Source organism: Streptomyces sp. NPDC014801 (genome assembly GCF_043082085.1).
In the GTDB taxonomy this organism is placed as follows: Bacteria; Actinomycetota; Actinomycetes; order Streptomycetales; family Streptomycetaceae; genus Streptomyces.
This window is the reverse complement of the sequence record NZ_JBIBXG010000001.1, coordinates 286,982-307,782: the sequence shown is the minus strand read 5'-3', so window position 1 is coordinate 307,782 and position 20,801 is coordinate 286,982. Positions and strand designations below refer to the sequence as shown.

18 protein-coding genes and 2 pseudogenes are annotated in these 20,801 nt (G+C 71.2%); 10 read left to right on the top strand and 10 right to left on the bottom strand.

Annotated features, from left to right (window positions below):
* Positions 1–627 precede the first annotated feature (627 nt).
* Both ACF1AL_RS01385 and ACF1AL_RS01380 read left to right on the top strand, forming a co-directional pair.
* A complete protein-coding gene (locus ACF1AL_RS01385) occupies positions 628–1,923 on the top strand; it encodes a DUF262 domain-containing protein (protein WP_391825291.1) in 1,296 nt (431 codons plus the stop codon).
* Between the two features lie 12 nt (positions 1,924–1,935).
* A complete protein-coding gene (locus ACF1AL_RS01380) occupies positions 1,936–2,856 on the top strand; it encodes a HEPN domain-containing protein (protein WP_391825290.1) in 921 nt (306 codons plus the stop codon).
* A 444-nt stretch (positions 2,857–3,300) separates the two neighbouring features.
* On the opposite strand, the gene ACF1AL_RS01375 is transcribed toward ACF1AL_RS01380, so the two are convergent.
* A complete protein-coding gene (locus ACF1AL_RS01375; RefSeq protein WP_391825435.1) occupies positions 3,301–4,161 on the bottom strand; it encodes an FRG domain-containing protein in 861 nt (286 codons plus the stop codon).
* A 330-nt stretch (positions 4,162–4,491) separates the two neighbouring features.
* Between ACF1AL_RS01375 and ACF1AL_RS01370 the strand changes: the two are divergent.
* Positions 4,492–4,620, top strand: a pseudogene (locus ACF1AL_RS01370) (GntR family transcriptional regulator); the annotation flags it as partial.
* A 72-nt stretch (positions 4,621–4,692) separates the two neighbouring features.
* On the opposite strand, the gene ACF1AL_RS01365 reads toward ACF1AL_RS01370, so the two are convergent.
* A complete protein-coding gene (locus ACF1AL_RS01365; RefSeq protein WP_391825289.1) occupies positions 4,693–5,235 on the bottom strand; it encodes a hypothetical protein in 543 nt (180 codons plus the stop codon).
* Positions 5,236–5,719: 484 nt separating this feature from the next.
* Positions 5,720–6,337, bottom strand: coding sequence for a hypothetical protein (locus tag ACF1AL_RS01360; RefSeq protein WP_391825288.1), 618 nt, complete (start codon positions 6,335–6,337; stop codon positions 5,720–5,722).
* A 252-nt stretch (positions 6,338–6,589) separates the two neighbouring features.
* On the opposite strand from ACF1AL_RS01360, the gene ACF1AL_RS01355 reads away from it, so the two are divergent.
* The 3 genes from ACF1AL_RS01355 (at position 6,590) to ACF1AL_RS01345 (ending at position 9,085) form a co-directional block, all read left to right on the top strand.
* Positions 6,590–7,573: an alpha/beta fold hydrolase gene (locus ACF1AL_RS01355; RefSeq protein WP_391825434.1), complete on the top strand. Its 984-nt coding sequence runs from the start codon at positions 6,590–6,592 to the stop codon at positions 7,571–7,573.
* An 83-nt stretch (positions 7,574–7,656) separates the two neighbouring features.
* Positions 7,657–8,616, top strand: coding sequence for a D-2-hydroxyacid dehydrogenase family protein (locus ACF1AL_RS01350; RefSeq protein ID WP_391825287.1), 960 nt, complete (start codon positions 7,657–7,659; stop codon positions 8,614–8,616).
* A 172-nt stretch (positions 8,617–8,788) separates the two neighbouring features.
* Positions 8,789–9,085 (top strand): chaplin, encoded by a 297-nt coding sequence (locus ACF1AL_RS01345; RefSeq protein ID WP_366834446.1) that lies wholly within the window; start codon positions 8,789–8,791, stop codon positions 9,083–9,085.
* Positions 9,086–9,257: 172 nt separating this feature from the next.
* Here the strand turns inward: ACF1AL_RS01345 and ACF1AL_RS01340 are convergent, their stop codons facing one another.
* The 7 genes from ACF1AL_RS01340 to ACF1AL_RS01310 all read right to left on the bottom strand — a co-directional run bounded on the left by ACF1AL_RS01340 (position 9,258) and on the right by ACF1AL_RS01310 (position 14,360).
* Positions 9,258–10,124, bottom strand: coding sequence for a tyrosinase family protein (locus ACF1AL_RS01340; protein ID WP_391825286.1), 867 nt, complete (start codon positions 10,122–10,124; stop codon positions 9,258–9,260).
* Positions 10,108–10,626, bottom strand: a complete 519-nt coding sequence (locus ACF1AL_RS01335) for a tyrosinase cofactor (RefSeq protein ID WP_391825285.1) — start codon at positions 10,624–10,626, stop codon at positions 10,108–10,110. The genes ACF1AL_RS01340 and ACF1AL_RS01335 overlap by 17 nt, the downstream gene beginning before the upstream one ends.
* Before the next feature lie 313 nt (positions 10,627–10,939).
* Entirely contained in the window at positions 10,940–11,446 is a 507-nt protein-coding gene (locus ACF1AL_RS01330; protein ID WP_391825284.1) for a hypothetical protein, read from the bottom strand.
* Positions 11,447–11,717: 271 nt separating this feature from the next.
* Complete coding sequence (locus ACF1AL_RS01325; protein ID WP_366834442.1) at positions 11,718–12,215, bottom strand: DUF5949 family protein; 498 nt, start codon at positions 12,213–12,215, stop codon at positions 11,718–11,720.
* Between the two features lie 509 nt (positions 12,216–12,724).
* Positions 12,725–13,003 carry a hypothetical protein gene (locus tag ACF1AL_RS01320; RefSeq protein ID WP_366834441.1) on the bottom strand — a complete coding sequence of 93 codons (279 nt, stop codon included), beginning with the start codon at positions 13,001–13,003 and terminating at the stop codon, positions 12,725–12,727.
* 130 nt (positions 13,004–13,133) lie between these two features.
* Positions 13,134–13,826 carry a hypothetical protein gene (locus ACF1AL_RS01315; protein WP_391825283.1) on the bottom strand — a complete coding sequence of 231 codons (693 nt, stop codon included), beginning with the start codon at positions 13,824–13,826 and terminating at the stop codon, positions 13,134–13,136.
* Positions 13,827–14,120: 294 nt separating this feature from the next.
* Complete coding sequence (locus ACF1AL_RS01310) at positions 14,121–14,360, bottom strand: chaplin (RefSeq protein ID WP_361623094.1); 240 nt, start codon at positions 14,358–14,360, stop codon at positions 14,121–14,123.
* 423 nt (positions 14,361–14,783) lie between these two features.
* On the opposite strand from ACF1AL_RS01310, the gene ACF1AL_RS01305 reads away from it, so the two are divergent.
* The 4 genes and pseudogenes from ACF1AL_RS01305 to murJ form a co-directional block, all read left to right on the top strand.
* Complete coding sequence (locus tag ACF1AL_RS01305; RefSeq protein WP_391825282.1) at positions 14,784–15,959, top strand: glycosyltransferase; 1,176 nt, start codon at positions 14,784–14,786, stop codon at positions 15,957–15,959.
* Positions 15,956–17,359, top strand: a complete 1,404-nt coding sequence (locus ACF1AL_RS01300) for a sugar transferase (protein ID WP_391825281.1) — start codon at positions 15,956–15,958, stop codon at positions 17,357–17,359. The genes ACF1AL_RS01305 and ACF1AL_RS01300 overlap by 4 nt, the downstream gene beginning before the upstream one ends.
* 6 nt (positions 17,360–17,365) lie before the next feature.
* On the top strand, positions 17,366–18,676 hold the full coding sequence (locus ACF1AL_RS01295; RefSeq protein ID WP_391825280.1) for an O-antigen ligase family protein: 1,311 nt from the start codon (positions 17,366–17,368) through the stop codon (positions 18,674–18,676).
* Positions 18,673–20,439: pseudogene (murJ, locus tag ACF1AL_RS01290) on the top strand (murein biosynthesis integral membrane protein MurJ); the annotation flags it as partial. The gene ACF1AL_RS01295 and the pseudogene murJ, both read left to right, overlap by 4 nt.
* Between the last annotated feature and the right edge of the window lie 362 nt (positions 20,440–20,801).

The following is a 20,801-nucleotide window of genomic DNA, read 5'->3' as shown; positions in this document are numbered from 1 at the left end:
TGTACAGGGTGGAGAAGAAGGCGTGTAGCCGCTTTCCGCCGCGCAGCTGGCGTCGCATCAAGTCGATGATCGCCGCCGCCTGCTCGGGATTCAGCAGTGACTGCTTGTCGACAGCGTTTTGGACTCCATGCTGATCGGCGACGGAGCAGCGATGGCCGTGCACAGCATGGAGGAAGACCCGCCTTCCCGAGTCCCGGGGCGCAAGGACCGCTCGTGGAGTGGCCCTGGCAGCAACTCAGTCGTCAAAGCTCCCTCGGATGGGCCATCGAGACCCGAACACAAGGCCCAAGAGGCCGGCGTACCGGCCGGTCGAGCTGTACTTCGCCCTGTGGGACGAGTACAGACGACGACCCCAGCCGACGGCGGGATAAGACTTTCTCTACTTCATCAAGGCGGCTCGCTCCGCTCACCGCGGGTGGCCCGGCCCCCGGCCGGGCATGCGCTCCTGTCTCCGCCCCGCGCCAGCCCGGCCGGCGCCCGAGCCACGCGCCCAATCAACCACCTGCTGCCAGCAAAGGTGACCGTCACCGCTGGGGAACGGCTCTACGCCCTCTCCTGTCTACCTTCCGACCTCAGGCCGCTGCCTTATCCTTGGCTCACCTTGACCAGCGCCACGAGAGGGCCCTGATGACGGCGGAGCAGGACCAAGAAGCAATGCGGCACCTGGTAGACAGGCAGCGCACCTCCCTGCTCGACGGGGAACTCATTGAGAAGCGTCTCGCTGAGCAACGTCGCGCGGGGCGCCCCTCGGACGAGGAAATCAACGAACGCTATGACCGTGGCGAGATTCGGATCGTCACCGAGCAAGCTCGTTATCCTTTGGAGTCCATCACTGGCCTTCTTGAATCTGGCAACTACAAGCTCGATCCGGACTACCAGAGGCGACACAGGTGGACAGTAGGCCAAAAAAGCAGACTGGTCGAATCGTTCATTATGAATGTACCAGTTCCACCAATCTTTCTCTACGAATATGATTTCAATCGATATGAAGTAATGGATGGCCTTCAACGCCTTACGGCACTGAAAGAGTTCTATACAAACTCATTCGAGTTGGCCGGATTGGAATACTGGAACGAGCTCGAAGGGTTGCGCTACTCCCAGCTGCCATCAAGAATCAAGGATGGAATCAGTCGACGCTACCTTTCATCGATTGTTCTACTTAAAGAGACAACACATGGCGGCCAGGATCCGGAGCGCCTTAAAAGGTTCGTCTTCGGTCGAATCAATACCGGTGGCGTTCAGCTATCGCATCAAGAAGTGCGGAATGCTCTATATGACGGCCCCATGAATGCCCTTTGCAAAGAACTTGCCGAAACACCTGCCCTGCGACGCCTTTGGGGAATTCCAGAGAATGTCGAGGAACTGGTTGGAGTCGCAGCCGCAAGCGAAGAGCAGCTGGAAAACTTGACTGATTTGCCCGTGGCAGAACTAGGTGAAGCGGCCGAGATTCCACGGGCATGGCGTGAAATGACAGACGTGGAGCTCGTACTTCGATTCTTCGCCAACCGACAGCGACTGATCGTCTATCGTGATAACATCCGCGACTATCTCGATGCATATCTTCGAGCCGCGAATGATTTCGAGCCCCAAATGCTCGCACGCCTCAAGGTCATCTTTCTTGAGACGATCAATCTCGCTGAGGAAATTTTCGGCGAGCAGGCTTTCCGGCGGTATCGAGTGCGCAGTTGGACTACCGTTCCCTACGTTTCAATCTACGATGCCGTTATGAATGTGCTCTCTCGACTGCTGGAAAGGAAGGTAGAGCTAAGGGCGAGACGAGAAGATATTCGTGACGGTCTTCCTCAGTTCTATCAAGATCATTCGCGCGTATTCAACCTTCGCGGGCAGAAACGTCCAGACCTAATGACTCGCGAGATCGAGCTGGAGAAGTACCTGCGTAGCTTCATTGACGCAGAAGACTGACCCAGAATGTACATGAATCCAGCATGGCGCCGCTGTTCGATGCGCTTCGATGAAGTCCGACAATTCATCGATGCATCCATTCAAGCCCTGCGCCAAGGGCAGGGACCCGCAGTCCGCTCCGATTTCTACGGGGCTTGGGTTCTGATGACCTACGCATCTTGCCAGTATGCCCTAGACGAAATCGGACAGGGCTGCATGGGGTTCCTGGGAAGTCGACACAAGTACGCTCGGTCAATGCCGGATTTAGTGTTCAAAAATCACGAAAGGTTGACGCTCGATACAGCTCGCCGCATGACAGACGGAGATGCGCAAACTCGCTCTCAAATCAAGCAGGCACTGCTCGAAATATATTCAGCCAAGTGGTCTGCTAATTCATCTCTCCTCAAGATGGACCGAAATGTTTGGCCATCCAACGTGCGAGAGTGGCTGAGGCGCATTGGCGTTGAGGAACGGGATATGTCGTGGATGAATGATCCTGCATCCTCTGGGGCTTCTGATACATATTCCTCGCGGCTGGCCGAACTGGTGGAGGAGCGAAATCCTATTGCGCACGGCCAGTCTCCGCAACGAGTGCTCTCCGCTGCAACCATGAAGTCATGGCTTACGGAGTGTGAGGATTTCATGGAGAACTGCGCAATGACAGTTGAACTCCACCTATCGCGGCACCACGTTGCGCGAGTTCCTCGCCTGGGTGTGCTAGATCGCAAACTCAAGTTGAGCAACAAGACGGTTCCGATGATTGTGCTTAATCATCAGGTACGAGTGGGCGACCATGTTCTTCTCGGTTCACAGTCAGAGCGAAAAAAGGTAGCGAAGGTCACAAGCATCATGTGTGACGGAGCGACCTTTACCGAATTGCCTGCCAGACACGAGCGAGTGGCTATTGGGCTAAGTAAGCCGCATCAAGGTTCCGGACTTTACCTCACTCCTTAAAGATCAGGAACGACATGATGGCCCTATCTCAGAGCCTTCCGGAGCAAGCGGTCCGAGTCGTCTCCGAAGGTCGGCCAGCACTGCTTGCCTGCCCTGACAGACCCAACGGAGCTCTGTGACTGAGGCCTGGTGGGGTGCCCGGGCACGCGTCTGATCCATCGGCGCACCGCTGTTCGCGGCTGACTGTGGTGGGCTGACGACCGAAGCGCTCCGGACTGGTCCCCAGTGTGATCAGGGCTCTAACGTCGCGCCGTTACAGGTCAGCGCTGTATGCACAGAACCTCAAGCCGAAAGCTCATGCCTGCCTCATCGTGCTCCGTGACGGCGGCTCAGGAGCTGCAAGGCAGAGCGCAATCAACGCGTTTCACGAACTCGGGGTCTGCGGCGAGGGAATAGAGCGGACCAGCATGGCGCCCCCCCTCACTGCCGAGGCTCTCCGGTGACTCACTTATGCCCCGGACGAAGGACCGGACGGAGGTGCTTGCGACGCTCACTATCGACAAGTCCGGCCCTGACCGCGTCTCTGAATCCTTGCACGTCGGGAAAAAGAGTCCGCATGCTTCGATTGAAAGTTCCTTCAAGATACGTGACCATCGACCTCTTCACGCCGGCAGGAATGCTCAAGACCGCAAATGGTAGCCGATTGGGGCGTCCTTTAGCCGTCGGGCAACTCGGATCAAAGAGACACCGAAAGGCGTCCACTCCTGGTGGCGCAAGGGCTCCCGGAATAGGTATTCCGTCGACACCATCAATGTCTGTCCGGGTAGGAACTGCGCCGGAAATAAAGAACCCTTCCTGAGCTTGCATGCGGGCATCCTTAAATGTGGGACGCAGAATGAAAGGAAGCTCTTCCTCGATAGAGCGCCTCAGTGCTGAAGCCAGGGTCAAGGGCCTTCCATCCGCATACGCCTCCTCAGAGTACGTAAAGGTGTTGTACTGCGGAAAGTCCGTAATGTCGAAGGCGAACAGCGCCCCATCAACATCAGGGGTGGACGCTGACTGGCATGCAAACCAAAGGGCGGTCAAGGGGTTGCTCGTAACGTCCAGAAGACGCGTCGGCACTCCATAATGTTGCAGAATTGCCAACAAATGGAAATCTGTTGGCCTACTCACCTCGAGGCCAATTCCCCATTTCCTCGCCTCTTGCAGAAGTAGTTCCTCGCGGGTCCTTACTTGATCCTCACGGGGCAGTGTAAGGGCTGCTCGCCTGCCTCCACCGATCGTGAGCGACCTCACCAGGGAGGAGTTCACTCTGTAAGTCCGAGAAACGACGCCGCGCCAGGCATAGCGTCGCTCCTTAAACATTCCGATCCTGCTAACGGCCCGCATCAGCTCGTCCTGAGTTTTGACGCGGTACCCCCATCCACTCGTATCCCATCGAGGATCGACATTCATGTGACACCTCGAAAGCCAAGCTGGCGATCTTTTGTGACAGGGAAGCGCCCTGTAACTAGCATTGCGCCGTACCACACTCCTCGCTACTCAAGCCCTCCTCCCGTTCGTCTCGCTCGCTTGATGTCAGGGCTGGGTTGGAAGGGTCGGGGCATACGTCCGGGGGCCAAGGTGGGCCTGTCTAGCCCAGCAGCGTCGGCTTGCAGGGGCCAGCCCGGCGGGTCCGATCGACACTTCCCGGACCGCGCCGCGCTCGTCACGCACATCAGGCGGACGTACTACAGCGACGACGGGCGACCGGTGGAGACGGCGGACATCGTGGTGCCCGCGGCTCACTGCGAGATCGTCTACGAGATCCCGATCAACCGTTAGCCGAGGCCAGAAGGGCGATATCTGGCATCCACGACTGACATCACCATGGCTGACGGCGCAAGTCCCCGATCCTCACGCCCCATACGTGAGGTCCTTGCCGCCACTGGCCTCGATCAGCCAAGACAGCGAACCGCTGCCGAAGGGCCAACCTGTGGTGGCCACCTCGACCCAGCCGTTGCGTGGCCCGTCCGACCCCGCGTCCCACCACCACCAGCTGCGGTCGTCGCCCATACCCTCCCCAGTGGGGTCGAAGTAGTAGAGCCAGCCGGACAGCGTCCAGGGACCTCGACTGTTGTCCGCCTTCTCCTCAGGCGTCATGGCCCGCCACTTCCGGAGCCAGGCCCGGGCGTTGAATGACTGGCTAGTCCCAGACTCCGCGGGCTCCGGCGCACAGCGCTGTACGAACCACGCCGGCAGCAGCTCCGGCCAGCGCTCGAAGGCGGGCCAGTCATCCGTCCGCTCGACGACACAAGTCATCACGGCACGGGCATCCGCGATGACTTGTGCCGGATCTTCAGCGGTGAACTGGGCCCGCACCAGAAACGGCCTCTGCTGGCTGTCATCAGCTGCAAGACCACACCGGAGCCGCCGAAGCTCGCCTTTGACGATGTCCACGGCGGAGAAGTGTGCCCTGCGGCCAGCTTCGCCGCATGCGAATTGCCAGTCGAATGCGTGTCGAAAGTCCAGACGATGACTCGCGCGGCGAGGTAAGAGCAGCAGGTCAGCGATGGGGTGGCGCATTACCCACCAAGCGCCTTCTAAGCGCCTGGCCGCAGGTTCGAGTCCTGCCGGGGGCGCGCGTCTCCGCCTTCCCTTCCGGGGAGGGCTTTTGCTGGTCAGGGTGGGTCTGGACTAATGCGGCGAGCGCTCGACGGCCTTTCGGCGATCAAGGGCTGGGTCCGGGGCAGTACGGTCGGCAGCGGGTCTTCGCGGGTTGCTGGATCGGATGCGCGTCCACGTGCGGGCCGGGCGTCAGCCGGCGCCGGGCAGCTCCGGCGGGTCCCGGAGCCCGGGCCGCCGCGGCAGGTTCGACGGCTGGCCGTCGGTGCATCGGATGCACCCGTCGCGTGGAGTCTCGCCGTGCGTGACTGGTGGGGCTTCAGCACGGGCGGTCAGTCGTGCCCAGGGGGATGAGTTCGGTGCCGTCCAGCACCTCCGCCACGGCCTGCGGCGCACCGCGCATGTGGAAGTAGTCCCACTGGGCGCGGCGGATCACCTGGTCCGGGTGGCCGAGCGCGCGCAACACGTCCCAGTGCAGGGCCTGGGCCCAGACGTAGCCCGGGTCGCCGTCGACGTCCATGTCCTCGACGTCGATCGGGGTGTCCGCGAGCGCGGAGGCCAGGCGGTGGCCGTCCACGGGCCCGGCGGCGAAGTCCAGGAACGCGGCGGGGTCGGCGCCCAGGGGCGTGTCGTCGGCGGTCTCGTCGTCCCGGACCGGCCAGGAGTCGTAGCGGTGGGCGCGCCGCCCGCCCCGCCAGACCTCCAACTCCAGCCGGTCGCCGTCGTACTGGAACGCGGCCAGGACGGGGGCGCCCAACTCGGCGCTGAGCGGCCCGGCGAGCGCGAAGACGCCGTTGCCGGGGATGGAACGGTCCGGATGGACGAGGCAGAAGCTCGACCCGGCGGGAAGTGCGTAGCCTGCCGCGCAGACCTCGCGCACGACGGGGGCCGCCTGTTCGAGCGGCACTGGAATCAGCATCGTGCCGTATGTGGACACGCCCTCACCTCCTGGGACGCGGTGACACTATGTGGGGGTCAGGGCGCGCGGCAAAGGAAATTCGCCTGCTTCGGACCCCGGCAACCGGGCCCGGACGGTCACCGTCGCGGCCGGGAGTGAAGGGCAGGGTGCCCGGCGGTGCCTCGCGCGCTCGGACGGTTTGCCGGATCGGCAAATGCGCTCGGCCTCGAGGCCTCGGGCTGACGATGATCGGTGGTGCAGCAGACTCGCCCCGCGTTCCCGGAGGAGACCATGGCCCCGCACCTCACGTCCCTCGTTCACCGTGTGGTTCCCTCACCCGCCGGGCGGGTGCATCTCGTCGAGCAGGGGGACGGGCCGCTCGTGCTGCTCGTCCACGGGTTTCCGGAGTTCTGGTACTCCTGGCGGCATCAGTTGCCCGCGCTCGCGGCCGCCGGGTACCGGGCTGTTGCCGTCGACGTGCGGGGGTACGGGCGTTCCGGCAAGCCGGCCGATCCGCGGGCGTACCGGATGCTCGACCTCGTCGAGGACAACGTCGCCGTGGTGCGGGCGCTCGGTGAGGAGTCCGCCGTGGTCGTCGGGCACGACTGGGGTGCCACCATCGCCGCGCACTCCGCCCTGCTGCGGCCCGACGTGTTCCGTGCCGTGGGGATGCTCAGCGTGCCGTACACGCCGCCGGGCGGGCCGCGCCCGAGTGACGTGTTCGCCGCGATGGGCGGGGACGAGGAGTTCTACGTCTCCTACTTCCAGGAGCCCGGCCGCGCCGAGGGCGAGATCGAACCCGATGTCCGCGGCTGGCTCGCCGGCTTCTACGCCGCGCTGTCCGGCGACACGCTGCCCGCGCCCGGCGCCCCCGACCCTCACTTCGTCACCAAGGGCGGGACCCTGCGCGACCGGTTCCCCACCGGCCGGCTGCCCGGCTGGCTCGGTGAGCCGGAACTCGACGTGTACGCCGCCGAATTCGAGCGCACCGGGCTCACCGGCGCGCTCAACCGCTACCGCAGCATGGACCAGGACTGGGCGGATCTCGCCGCCCACGCCGGCGCACCCCTCACCCAGCCCTCGCTGTTCGCCGGCGGCACCCTGGACGCCTCCACCACCTGGCTGTCCGACGCGATCGACGCCTTCCCGGTCACCCTGCCCGGCCTGGTCTCCTCCCACCTCCTCGACGGCTGCGGGCACTGGATCCAGCAGGAACGGCCCGACGAGGTCAACACCCTCCTCGTCGACTGGCTGCGCGGCCTACCCGCGCAGTGATCACGCGCGGGACGGGTCCGGTCCGGGGCCGGGGCCGTCACTAGCATGGGCATGACGTGCCGCCGATCCGATCGGGAACCACCGTGCCCCTGCGCTGCGCCGTGCTCGACGACTTCCAGAACGTCGCCACCGACCTCGCCGACTGGTCACCCGTCGCCGACCGGGTCGAGGTCGTCTCCTTCGGCACCCACTTCGCCGACGAGGACGCCCTCGCCGCCGCCCTGGCGGACTTCGAGATCGTCGTCACCCTGCGCGAGCGCGTGCCCTTCCCGGCCTCGCTCCTCGCCCGGCTGCCCCGGCTGCGGCTGCTGATCGCCTCCGGCATGCGCAACAGCGTCATCGACTACGCGGCCGCCGCCGAGCACGGCGTCACCGTCTGCGGCACCGCCAGCTCCTCCACCCCGCCCGTCGAGCTGACCTGGGCGCTGCTGCTCGGCCTCGCCCGCGGCATCGTCGAGGAGAGCGGCGCCCTGCGTTCCGGCGGGCCCTGGCAGTCCACCGTCGGCGCCGACCTGCACGGCAGCCGGCTCGGCCTGCTCGGGCTCGGCAAGATCGGCAGCCGGGTCGCACAGGTCGGGCTGGCCTTCGGGATGCGGGTGAGCGCCTGGAGCCAGAACCTCACCCAGGAGCGCGCCGACGAGGTCGGCGTCGAACGCGCCCCCTCCAAGGAGGAACTCCTCGCGAGCAGCGACTTCGTCTCCGTCCACCTCGCCCTCGGCGAGCGCACCCGCGGCCTGCTCGGCGCCGCCGAACTCGCCCTGCTCAAGCCGACCGCCTACCTGATCAACACCTCCCGCGCCGCCATCGTCGACCAGGACGCCCTGCTCGCCGCCCTGCGCGAGGGCCGGATCGCCGGGGCCGGGGTGGACGTCTTCGACGAGGAGCCGCTCCCCGCCGGCCACCCGATGCGCACGGCCCCCCGCCTCCTCGCCACACCCCACCTGGGATACGTCTCCCGGGCCAACTACCGCACGTACTACGGCCAGGCCGTCGAGAACATCCAGGCCTACCTGGCCGGCACCCCCGTACGCCTGCTGCCCTGACCGTCCGACCCGATCACCTCACCGGGCGGTCCCCCGGCGCCGTCTGCCGGAACCGCCTGTTCAAAAAGGGTGATAGGGCCGTGTACGCCGTGACCCCGCGTCAACAGCCGCGTTGAACGGACAGTGCGGCGGGCGATCCGCCGCCGTGCTCACCGATTCAGAAGGAGATGGGATGTCTCGCATCGCGAAGACGGCCGCCGTCACGCTCGGCACGGGTGCCATGGTGCTCGGCGGGGCCGGCCTGGCGCTGGCGGACGCGGGCGCCGGTGCCGCGGCCGTCGGTTCGCCGGGTGTCGTTTCGGGCAACGTCGTCCAGGTCCCCGTCCACGTCCCGGTCAACCTGTGCGGGAACACCGTCAACGTGATCGCCCTGCTGAACCCGGCGTTCGGCAACACCTGCGCCAACGTCAGCGACCACGACGGCGGCCACGACGACGACGGCAAGGGTGGCGGCGGCTACGGCAACTGACGTCGCCTCGCCTCTCTTCCCCGAGAGTTCCCCCGAGAGCCCCGGCACCTCGAGCGCCGGGGCTCTCCCCGTGTGCGGACGCCTGCGCCGGGCGCATGTGCGGACGCCTGCGCCGGGCGCGTACGCCTGACCCGCGCGGGCCGATCAGGCCCGTGGCCCCCGCCCCCGCCGGTCAGACGTACCGGTAGATCCGGCTGACGTCCTCCAGCGAGTCCGGTGTCACGTCCCACGGCGGCAGCTTCTCGTGGCGGGCCACGACCCGGCGGTACTGCGCGGTGCCGGGGGCGGGCGGCCGTTCCGGCTGGTAGCGGACACCGGGGTGGCGCTGCTGCCAGCGCGTCCACTGCAGGTCGATGAAGGCGTGGTGCAGCCAGAAGACGGGGTCGTTGACGGAGGCGCCGCCCAGCATCACGCCGCCCACCCAGCGGTGCACGCGGTTGTGGGTGCGCCAGGAGGCGCTGCCCCGGCCGGTGCCCCAGCCCTCCAGCTTGTTGCGGAAGCCCCGGGTGACCGTGGAGTCCCACGGCGCGACGTCGTAGACGGGGTCGTTCAGCGCCGCGTCCAGCTCGGCCCGCGTGGGCAGGTCGATGGGGTCGCGGGCGCGGCCCAGGTCACGGGTGAGGAACCGGCCGTCGGTCACGTTCTCCCGGATCGTCCAGTGGCCCTGGCGGTAGGCGAACGGCCCGGTCGTCACCTGCTGGTCCCAGCTGCGCCCGTTGCCGCCGAGCAGGTCGTCGCTCCACGGCACGGACCGGGCGCTGCGCAGCCGCGTCCAGTCCCAGTACGGCACGGTCACGGCGTCGTCGATGCGGCGCAGCGCGCGCTCCAGCTCCAGCACGAACTTGCGGTGCCAGGGCAGGAAGGACGGCGCCATGTGGGCCGTACGCAGGCCGTTCTCGCCGTCGGAGGTGTAGTACTCGATGTGCATCCGCACGAACTCGTCGTACTCGCCGCGGCGTTTGAGGTCCAGCAGCGCGTTGACGAAGCGCCGCTTCTCCCCCGCCGTCAGCGCGCTGACGTCCTTACGCGTGTACGCCATGCTCTCCCCCCATGTGCTCATGACCGCCGTGGCCGCCGTGGCCGCCGTGCGCCAGGGGGGTCGCGCGCAGCTGCTGCCCGGGGCCGAGCGCGTCGACCGCGGCGCGGGTCGCCTCCAGCGGGGTCGGGTACGAGCGGTAGTGGTCGACCATGCTCAGCCAGGTGCCGTCGGCGCGGCGCATCAGGTGCAGCGGGCGTCCGTCGACGGTGACCTGCCACTGGGCCGCGTCGCCGCTCGCGCCGGCGGCGAGGGTGCGCGCGCCGTCGACCTTGACGCCCTGGATGCGGCGGCCGCGGTAGGTCTCGTCGAAGCCGGTCTCCCCGTCGCCGTCCCCGCCGCCGTGCCGGGGCCAGGCGGCGAACGCCGGGGTGAACGCCAGCGCGACGGCGGGCACGAGCAGTCCGCGCAGCATCTCCCGCCGGGTGCCGTGCACGGGTCCGGGTCTGGCCGGCGCCGCCGCGCTCTCGCCGCCCACGGTGACTTGGCCGACGCTCACGACCATGCTGTGCTCCTCGTCGCTCCGGGGTGCCGGCGGCGGCCGCTCCTCGGCGCGCCCACGGCTCCGCTCCGCTGTGTCGTCACCGCTAACCGCCGCGCGGCCGCCCGGGTCACCACCGGCCGCCCATCCGGCTCATACGACACTCGTACGACGCCCAGGTGACTCGTACGACGCCCGCGTGATCCGTACGACTACGACGCCCACGTGAGCCGTACGACTACGACGCCCACGTGACCGCACGGCGACGGGCCCGGGCGGAACACGTCCACCCGGGCCCGTCCGACGACCGCGGCACACCTGACGTTCGGATGTACGGCTACAGCCCCGGGCCGAGGCCGAGGCCCGCCGTGGGCACCGTCTGCAGGACCGGGGTGATGATCCCCGCCTCGGGCAGCTTCGGCTGCGGCAGGCCGAAGGCGCCGCGCGGGGCGGTGAGGGGGGCGTCCAGGGTGGCGCCGGGGCCGAGGGTGCGCAGGTCGGAGGCGGGGGCGTCGAGGCCGACGTGGTCGAAGTCGCCGCCGAGCAGGTGCGGCAGCGGGGCACGCAGCCCGGCGCCGGGCAGGCCGGCCGTGACGGGCAGCTGCGGGATCACCCGGTCGGGGAGGAGCCGGCCCTCGACGTAGCGCGGTCCCTCGGGAGAGCCGGGCTTGGGCAGCGGCAGCTCGCCGCCGACCTCGGGCAGCTCGACGTGGAGGGACTTCTCCACGCCCTGCAGCGGCAGGGGGACGGGTACGGCGTCCGCCGCGACGGCGGGCGCGGCGCCGGCCGCGGCGGCCACGCACGTGAACACGGCGGCGAGGGTTCCTCGGGTGGTCGACTTCATCTGGGGTACGGGCCCTTTCAGGAGTTCGGGGGCTGGGCGTGCGTACCGCTCAACGAGCCGGAAAACGGGGCGAGGGCACAATTCCCCCGGCTGCCGCAGTAGTAGGACGGCCGCATTGTCGGCTCGGCCGCCTGTCACACCGGCGCTCACGCCGGTCTTCACGCCGCTCCTCACGCAGGGCCCTCACGCCGTCCCTCAAGCCGGCGGTCGCTCCGGCCGTCGCACCGAGCCCAACGCCGACCGAAGGGTCTGTCGCCGCGGGAGCCGTCCGTCACCTGCGGACGCTGCGGGTGGGCAGGACGAGGTGGGCGGCGGCCTCCAGGGTCTCGTCCGCGCCGGCGAACGCCGCGAGGGCCTCCGGCTCGACGGCCTTGCCGGGCTCGGCGTCGGGCCACGCGCGCGTGGTGAACACCAGGTAGGCGAAGCCGCGGGCGGAGGCGGCGGCGAGCCACTCCGGCGGCGGGGCGCACTGCGCGACGAGCGGGGGCAGGGTGACGACGGCCGCGCCGGACTCGACGAGGAGGCTGACCGGCAGGCTCGGCCGGGCGTTGCCGTCGACCAGGTCGCCGCCGACGGTCAGGCCGTGGCCGGCGAGCAGCCGCTCGATGGCGGCGGCCGTGCCCTCGGGGCCGTCCTCGGTGTCGCCGAGGGAGTAGACGAGGAGGTAGGGCATGTCGGCGCCGTCGGGCGCCTCGCCGCTCCAGGGCATCATCACGAGGGTGCCCAGATCGGCGGTGCGGAAGGGGGCTTCGCTTGAGGTTGAAGTCACCGCGCGACCATATCGGCGGGTCTTTCCCCCGCCCGGCCCTCTCTCACCCGACCGGACGACGCCCCGGGGGTGCTCCACACGATCGAGGGACGCGCCTCGAACAGGCCGACCACGGGCACGAGAACGGGTGCGAAGGCCGCGCGCGGCGGCGAGTACGGAAGCCGGTGTGAACACCGGGCGCAGCCCTGAGCCCGAGCGCGGACACGAACGCCGGGCGCAGCCCCAGCGCCGGAGCGCGGACACGAACGCCGGGCGCAGCCCCGGGCCCGAAAGCCGACAGGAACGCCGGGCCCAGCCACCGGCCCGAGCGCTGACACACCCGCGAGGCCCAGCCCCAAACCCGACAGCAGCCACGACCGCCGGGCCCCGCCCCAGACACCACCGCCGGGCCCCGCCCCGGACAATACCGCCGGGCCGGGCCCCGCCACGACCGCCGGGCGCAGCCCCCCCGTACGCGCGAGGGCCGGTTCCGCGTGGTTGCGGATCCGGCCCTTCGGGGGTGTGCCGGCTCAGCCGCCCAGCGGCAGTCCGCCGAGCAGTCCGGTCTTGTTCAGGGTGGTGGTGGCGCCCTTCACCGTGTTGAGCGCGGAGTCCTTGTTCTCGGTGTCCAGCGCGTCCGACTGGTGCTTGAGCGGCATCACGTCGATGGGACCCTTGGTGAGCGAGTTCACGGCGCCGTTGAGGCTGGTCGGCGTGAGGTCGGCGGTGTTGTAGGCGAACGCGGGGGCGGCGGCGCCCGCGAGGACCATCGAACCGGCAACGACCGCGGCAGCCTTCAGGGACTTCATCGTGTTCCTTTCGTCGGCAACTCACGTCGCCTCAGGGAATTCTGACGCCGTGCCTAACGATCGCCCCCGGGCCCGGAAACCGGGTGCGGGCAAATTTCCGGGCCGCCCCCGGAAATCACACCGGCCGGAGTTACGACGCGGACGGCGCCACGACGGCCGGTGTGAGGGGCGCCGGGAGGGTCGACGGGCCGGTCGCCGGGAGCGGCGCGGGCAGCGTCGTCGCCGTGGTCAGGCCGGACGAGGTGGAGACACCGACGCCCTTGAGCGTGGCGTTGACCAGGTCGACCAGGCTCGTCGCCAGGCCGCTCGCCGCGGTGCCCGCCTGGGTGGTGTTGAGCGAGGTCGTAGCCTTGACCAGGTCGTCGATGGCCTTCTGCAGGGCGGCGAGCGCGGCGTCGGTCGTGCCGGCGGCGGGCGTCGCGGCGGCCTCCGGGGTGGAAACGGCGGGCGTGGTCGGCGTGGCGGGCGTGCTCGGCGTCGTGGTCACCGTGGAGTTGGAGGCCGGGACGGAGGTGGAGGCCGCGGGGAGGGACGCCTGGACGTCGGCGAGGGCGTCCTGCACCACGTCGTTGACGTTCGCCGCCTCGTCGGTGTCGAGTTGGCCGGCGCCGGAGGCGAGGACGGAGTCGAGCAGGTCGGTGACCGGCTTCAGCAGCGCGCCGAGGTCGAGCAGGGTGTCCGCGTCGGGGGCGGGCGCGCGGGACGCCGCACGGGTGCCCTCGGGAGAGGCGTCGGCCGCCAGGGCGGCGGGGGCGGCGAGGCCGAGGGCGAGGGTGGCGCAGAGTGCGGTGGACGCGGCACTCCGGACGGACAGACCACGCATGGGGGGTTCCTTTCGAGGGGCTCGAACGGGCGAGGGTTCTCGAGCCCACCGTGCGAGGACCGACTACGTCGCGCAACTGCTCGAATGCGGACAGCGATCACCCGATCGCCGCAGCGCCGCCGCATCGGTCGCCCCGTCGGGGCCGTCCGCCCAGGTGAGGCGCCCTCGTCGGCCGGTCAAGGTCCGACACGCCACCCGTGGCCCCCTCCCCCATTCGGGGCACACCCTCACGCACATGCGGACCGGCCGCTCCTCCCCGGGGGAAGAGCGGCCGGTCTGAGGGTGCGAACGACGTCAGTCGTTGACGCAGGTGTTGCCGAAGGCCGGGTTCAGCAGGCCGATGATGTCGACGGTGTTGCCGCAGACGTTCACCGGGATGTGGATCGGAACCTGGACGACGTTGCCCGAGATGACGCCGGGCGAGCCGTGGGCGGCGGCACCAGCGCCGGCGTCGGCGGCGGCGACGCCGGCACCACCGGCAACGGCCGCGACGGCGGCGGAGGTCAGGACCAGGCCCTTCGCGATACGCGACATGGAGAGGTGCTCCTTGGGTTGAAACAAAACACCCGGGCGATTGCCCGGCGCTGTGTCAACGCCTGGCGTCGCCGGGAGTTGTGCCGCCAAAGGGGTGATGCGCGCGTGGCGAGGTTCACGGTTCCGACACACTTGCCGGGTTTCTCCGGATTAGTCCGGATGGCAACTAGAGTTGCGGACCTCCCGAGGCGCCCGGCGGGGCGTCCCCCCGCCATGGCGCTCTCCGACCACCTGTGCGAACAGGACCGCCCATGCGTTCGATCTGGCCAAGGGGTTGCGGCGCGGTGGTGACCAGCCGGCCCGCCGGCTCGTTTCCCAGCGGGACGCGGCGTGGGCCGAGGCGCTCTTCGTCGCCGTCGACCATCGGCAGCAGACGCGTTCCCGCCCGTGACGAGGACCACCCCTGAGCGAGGAAAGCGCGCCATGCACCAGTCAGCCACCGCCCCCCGGGCCCGCGTCCTGCATGTCACGCAGCCCGTGGACGGCGGTGTCGCCCGGGTCGTGACCGACCTGGCCCGGGCCCAGCTCGGCGCCGGCCTCGACGTGACGGTGGCCTGCCCCGACGGCCCGCTCACCGCCGTACTGCGCGACCTGGGCGCGCGGGTGCGGACCTGGCGTGCCACCCGCTCGCCCGGCCCCGCCACCGCCGCGGAGGCACGCGGTCTCGCGCGGCTGGTGGCGGAGGTACGGCCGGACCTGGTGCACCTCCACAGCGCCAAGGCCGGGCTCGCCGGGCGGCTGGCCGTGCGCGGCCGGATCCCGACCGTGTTCCAGCCGCACGCCTGGTCCTTCGAGGCCGTCGGCGGGCCGGTGGCCGCGCTGTCGCTGGCCTGGGAGCGGTGGGGAGCGCGCTGGGCGTCCCGGGTGGTGTGCGTGAGCGAGGCGGAGCGCGCGCGGGGTGTTCGCGCCGGGGTGCGCGGGCGCTGGGTGGTGGTGCCCAACGGCATCGACCCCGACCGGTTCCCGCCGGGCGAGCCGGGCCCGGCCCGGGCGGCGCTGCTGCCCGGTCTCCCGGCGTCGGCCCCGCTCGTGGTGTGCGTGGGACGGCTGTGCCGGCAGAAGGGGCAGGACGTCCTGCTCGCCGCCTGGGACACCGTCAGCCGCGAGGTGCCCGGCGCCCGGCTGGCGCTCGTCGGCGACGGGCCCGACGGCGCCGCGCTGCGGGCGCGCGCCCCGCGCTCGGTGGTGTTCCCCGGCGCGGTCGCCGACCCGCTGCCCTGGTACCGGGCCGCCGACCTGGTGGTGCTGCCCTCGCGCTGGGAGGGCATGGCCCTCGCCCCGCTGGAGGCGATGGCCTGCGCCCGGCCGGTGGTGGTCACCGACGTCGACGGCGCCCGCGAGAGTCTCCCGCCCGCGCTGCCCGGCCCCGGCCCGGTGCCGCCCGCGGACCCGGCGGCGCTGGCCCGCGCCGTCACCGCGCTGCTGCGCGACGCCCCGCTGCGCGCGTCGCTGGGCCGGCGAGGGCGCCACCACGTCCTGTCCACGCACGACGTGCGGCACACCGCCGAGGCGGTCGCGGAGGTCTACCGCGACCTGCTCGGCGGGGTGCCCGCATCCCGCGTCGTGCCCTCCGAGTGCAGGGAGTCCCTCCAGTCGTGACCGCGGAAAGCACCGTTCCCCCGCCCGGCGCGCACCCGTACGCGCCCGTCACGGTCCGGCCGCGGCCCGCCGACGGCTTCCGGTTCCCGCTGCGCCGGCCGCCCGCGCGGCGCGCCTCGCCGCTGCCGCTGCTCGCCGCCGACGCCCTCGCCGCGCTCGCCGGGGCGCTCGCCCTCACCGGGGCGCAGCAGCGGCCGCTGACGGCCGCCGCGCTGGTCGCCGTGACCCTGCTGCTGCGCCCGCGCGGAAACAGCTGTGTGACGGGCGTCCTGGACGAACTGCCCGCCGTGTGCGGCCGGATCGCGGTGGGCTGGCTGGCGCTGGCCGCCGCCGTCGCCGCGTACCGGCCCGAGCACGCGCTGCCCGCCCGGGCCCTGCTGCTCGGCTTCCTGCTGCAGTGCGGGGCCGTCTGCGCGACCCGCGGCACCGTGCACTGGCGGCGCCGCGCCGCGCTGCTGCGCCGCCCCCGCCCCGCCCTGGTCGTCGGCCCCGCGCCGGCCGCGCAGCGGGTGGCCGCCGCCGTGCTGCGCCATCCGCGCTGCGGGGTGCGCCCGGTGGGCGTGGTGGCCGAACAGCCGGGCGGCGGCGAGGGGTTGCCGGTGCTCACCACCGGCGAGGAGGTGCAGCGGGCGCTGATCCAGAACGGGGTGCGCGACGTCCTCGCCGTCCACCCCGCGGTGCGCACCGGGCAGGCCCCGCTGCTGCGGGCGCTCGCCGAGTCGGGCTGCACGGTGTGGGAGCTCGACGCCGACACCCCGTCGTACGGGGCGCCGCAGCAGCTCGCCGGGTTCGCCTGCCGCCGGCTGCCGCTGGACGCGCCGCGCCCGCGCGCCGGCAAGCGGCTGCTGGACGTCCTCGTGTCCGGGGCGCTGCTCGTCCCGGCCGGACCGGTGCTGCTGCTGTGCGCGGCCGTGCTGCGGCTCACCGGGGGACGCGGGGTGCTGTTCCGGCAGGAGCGGATCGGCCAGCACGGGCGGCCCTTCACGCTGCTGAAGTTCCGGACCCACCGCCCCGTGGACGCGCACGAGGCGGCCACCCGCTGGAGCGTGGCCGGCGACGACCGGATGAGCCCGTTCTGCCGCTTCCTGCGCCGCACCTCGCTCGACGAGCTGCCGCAGCTGTGGAACGTCTTCCGCGGCGACATGAGCCTGGTCGGCCCGCGTCCCGAACGCCCCTACTTCGTCGCCCGGTTCAGCCGGACCCATCCCGGCTACGCCGCCCGCCACCGCATGCCGGCGGGCCTGACCGGGCTCGCCCAGATCCATGGGCTGCGCGGCGACACCTCCATCGAGGACCGGGCCCGCTTCGACAACGCCTACATCGACAACTGGTCGCTGTGGCAGGACGTGTGCATCCTGCTGCGCACCGCCGCCGCGCTGCTGCGCCCGAGCGGGAGCTGACCCGTCATGAGTCTCGCGCTGCCGCAGCCGCTGCGCCCGCCTGCCTCCCCGGTGTGGGCGGCCGTCGCCGTGCTCGCGCTGCTCGCGCTGCCGCAGAACCCGGACGCCGAGGGCGGCGCGGGCCCGGCCGACGCCGTGTCCGCGCTCGTCGTCCTGCTGTGCGTCGTACGGCTGCTGCGGCAGCGGCGCCGGCCCCTGTCCCGTACGGCCGCGGTGGTGCTCGGGATGCCGGTGGCCGGGGTGGCGCTCGCCGCCCTGCACGCCGCCTCGCCCGGTGCGGGGATCAGCGGTCTCGGCCGCTATCTGCAGATCTTCGTGCTGGTGCCGGGCGCGGTGCTGCTGCTGATCCGCGACCGGCGCGACGCGCGGCTGCTCGCCTGGGCGCTGGTCGCCCTCGCCCTGTGGCAGGGCGCCGTCGGGGTGCACCAGTACGTCACCGGCACCGGCGCCTCGTACCAGGGCGAGGACGTGCGCGCGGTCGGCACGTTCGGCCCGCAGGACGTGATGGGCATGGCGACGGTGGTCTCCCTCGGCCTGGTCGCCGCCGTCGGCCTGGCCCTGGGCCACTCGGAGGTACGGCAGCGGACGGCCGCCGGGGTGTGCGCGATGGCCCTGCTGCTGCCGCTGGCGGTGTCCTTCAGCCGGGGCGCGTGGATCGCGACCGCGGTGACCTGCGCGGTGCAGCTGGTGCTGGCCGGGGTGCGGCGGGCGCTGAAGGTGGCCGCGGCCGTGGTGGCGGCCGGGGTGGTCCTGGTCGGCGGGTTCGGCGTCGGCTCGGCGATGCTGCAGGAGCGGATCAGCAGCATCACCCGGGTCACGGACGCGCCGGACCAGTCGGTGACGGACCGGTACACGATGTGGGCGGCGGCCGTCGACATGTGGCGCGAACACCCGCTGACCGGCGTCGGGTTGAAGGGGTTCCCCGACCACCGCGACGCGCACGCCTCCCTCGCGCTGTCCTCCGGCAGCGACACCGAGGGCGCGGGCGCGGCCTTCCGCCGCCAGCCGCTGCTGTCCCCGCACAACATGTATCTGCTGGTCCTCGGCGAGCAGGGCCTGCTCGGGCTGCTCGCCCTGGCCGGTGGCTGGCTGGCCGTGCTGGTGTGCGCGCTGCGCCGGCTGCTGCGCACCCGGCGGCAGGGCGCCCCCGCTCTGGACTGCGCCCTGGTCGCGGTCGGGCTGCTGCTGTGGCAGCTCGTCGACTTCGTGTACGCCGACATCGGCGGGCCCTCGACCGTCCTGACCGCGGTGTGCCTGGGCCTGGCGTCCTGGTGGGCGCTCGCGGCCCCCACCGGGCAGGGGGCCGGCCCGCGATGACGGTCACACCCCCACCGGTCCCGCGCGCGAACGCGCCCTCACGGACGCCGGCGCCCGCGACCGGGGCGGAGGTCCCGGCGCCCGGTCCGGCGCCCGGCGCGGAGGCGTGCCCCCCGCCGACGGGACCGGCACAGGCACACGCATCGGCACCGGCACACGCACCGGCACCCGCACCACTCCCCGGCGACGATCACCTCACCCCCGTCTCCCCCCGCTTCCTCGCCCGTGCCGCGCTCGTCACGGCCGCGCTCTCGGTGGCCGGGGCGTTGCTCGGGCTGGTGCGGGACCAGGCGCTGGCGCGGTTGTTCGGGGCCGGGAGCGACACCGACGCGTTCCTCGTCGCCTGGACCGTCCCGGAGTTCGCGGCGACGCTGCTGATCGAGGACGGGCTGGCGTTCGCGCTGGTGCCGGCGTTCAGCATGGCGCTCGCGCGGCGGGCGCGGGGCGCGCCCGGCGACCCGGTGCGCGCACTGCTCGCCGCCACGCTGCCCCGGCTGGCGCTGGCCTTCACCGCGACCGGCGCGCTGCTCGTCGTCACCGCGCCCTACGTCGTCGAGATTCTCGCGCCCGGCCTGCCCGACCCGGCACTGGCCGCCGGCTGCGTCCGGCTGACGGCGACCTGTGTGCTCAGCTTCGGCGTCGCCGGGTACTGCAGCGCCCTGCTGCGGGCGCACCGCCGCTTCACCGCCCCGGCGGCGATCTACGTGGCCTACAACGCGGGGATCATCACCGTGATGCCGCTGCTCGGCGGCCGGCTGGGCGTGCGGGCGGCGGCGGCCGGCGTGGCGGTCGGCGGCTGCCTCATGGTCGTCGTACAGCTGCCGTCTCTGGTACGGCAGTTACGGCGACGGGGGGTGCCGCAGGTGCCCGGCGAGGTGGGGGCCGGATCGCAGCCCGTGGCGCTCGCGCTGTTCGCGAGCGTGCTGCTGTTCGCGCTGTGCCGGCAGTCGCAGGTCCTCATCGAGCGCTACCTGGGCTCCACGCTCCCCGCCGGGGCGATCTCCCACCTGAACTACGCGCAGAAGGTCGCGCAGATCCCGATGACGCTGTCGGTGATGCTGTGCACGGTCACCTTCCCCGTCGTGGCTCGCGCGCTGGCCGACGGCGACACCGAGCGGGCCCGCGGGCGGGTGGAACGGGACCTGGCGATGGCGACCTGCCTGGTGCTGCTGGGCACGGCGACCGTGGTGGCCTGCGCCCCGCAGATCGTCGCACTCCTCTTCCAACGCGGCGCGTTCACCGCCGGCGACACCGCGGCGACGGCCGGCGTGATGCGCGTGTACGCGCTCGGGCTGCTCGGCCAGACCCTGGTCGGGGTGCTGGTCCGCGCCTACTTCTCGGCGGGCCGCGCCACCTGGTACCCGGTCACGGCGATGGCCGCTGGGATCGCGGCGACCGGGTGGCTGGGCGCGGCGAGCGTGGGGGCGTGGGGGGTGCGGGGCATCGCCGCGGCCAACGCCTGCGGCATCACCGTCACCGCCGTGCTGCTGCTCGCCGGGGCCGGGGCCCGCGGGGTGCCGCTGCGGGCCGGGCCCGTCCTGCGCGAGCTGGCCCGGCCGCTCGCGGCGGCGGCGGTGGCGACGGCCGCCGGGGCGTACGCGGCGCGCGGCCCGGAGCCGGCCGTGGCCGGCCTGGCCGCGGGCGGGGCGACGGTGGCCGCCGTCTTCGCCCTGCTCTGCCTCGCCCTGAACGCGCAGGGCTGCGCCGGGGCGCTGCGGGCCGCCGGAGGCGCCACCCGCCGCGCCGCGCGCAACGCCGCCCGCGGCCGCGCGGGCGCCACCTCCCGAACCACCGCACCGGGCACGGCACCCGGCGAGCAGCCAAGCCCCGCCGAAGGCCACGCACCCGAACCCACCACAAACACCACCGAGAGCCGCACGCCCGACCCCGCGACAAGCACCACCCAGAGCGGCACGCCCGATCCCACCGCAAGCACCACCCAGGGCCCCGCACCCGCCCCCACCACAAGCACCACCCAAGGCCGCACGCCCGCCGCCACCACAAGCACCACCCAAGGCCCCGCATCCGCCCCCACCACGAACACCGCCCAAGGCCCCGCACCCGCCCGGACCGAAGGCCCCGCCCCCGAGCCCACCAGCAGCCCCACCGAAAGCCCCGCCCCCGA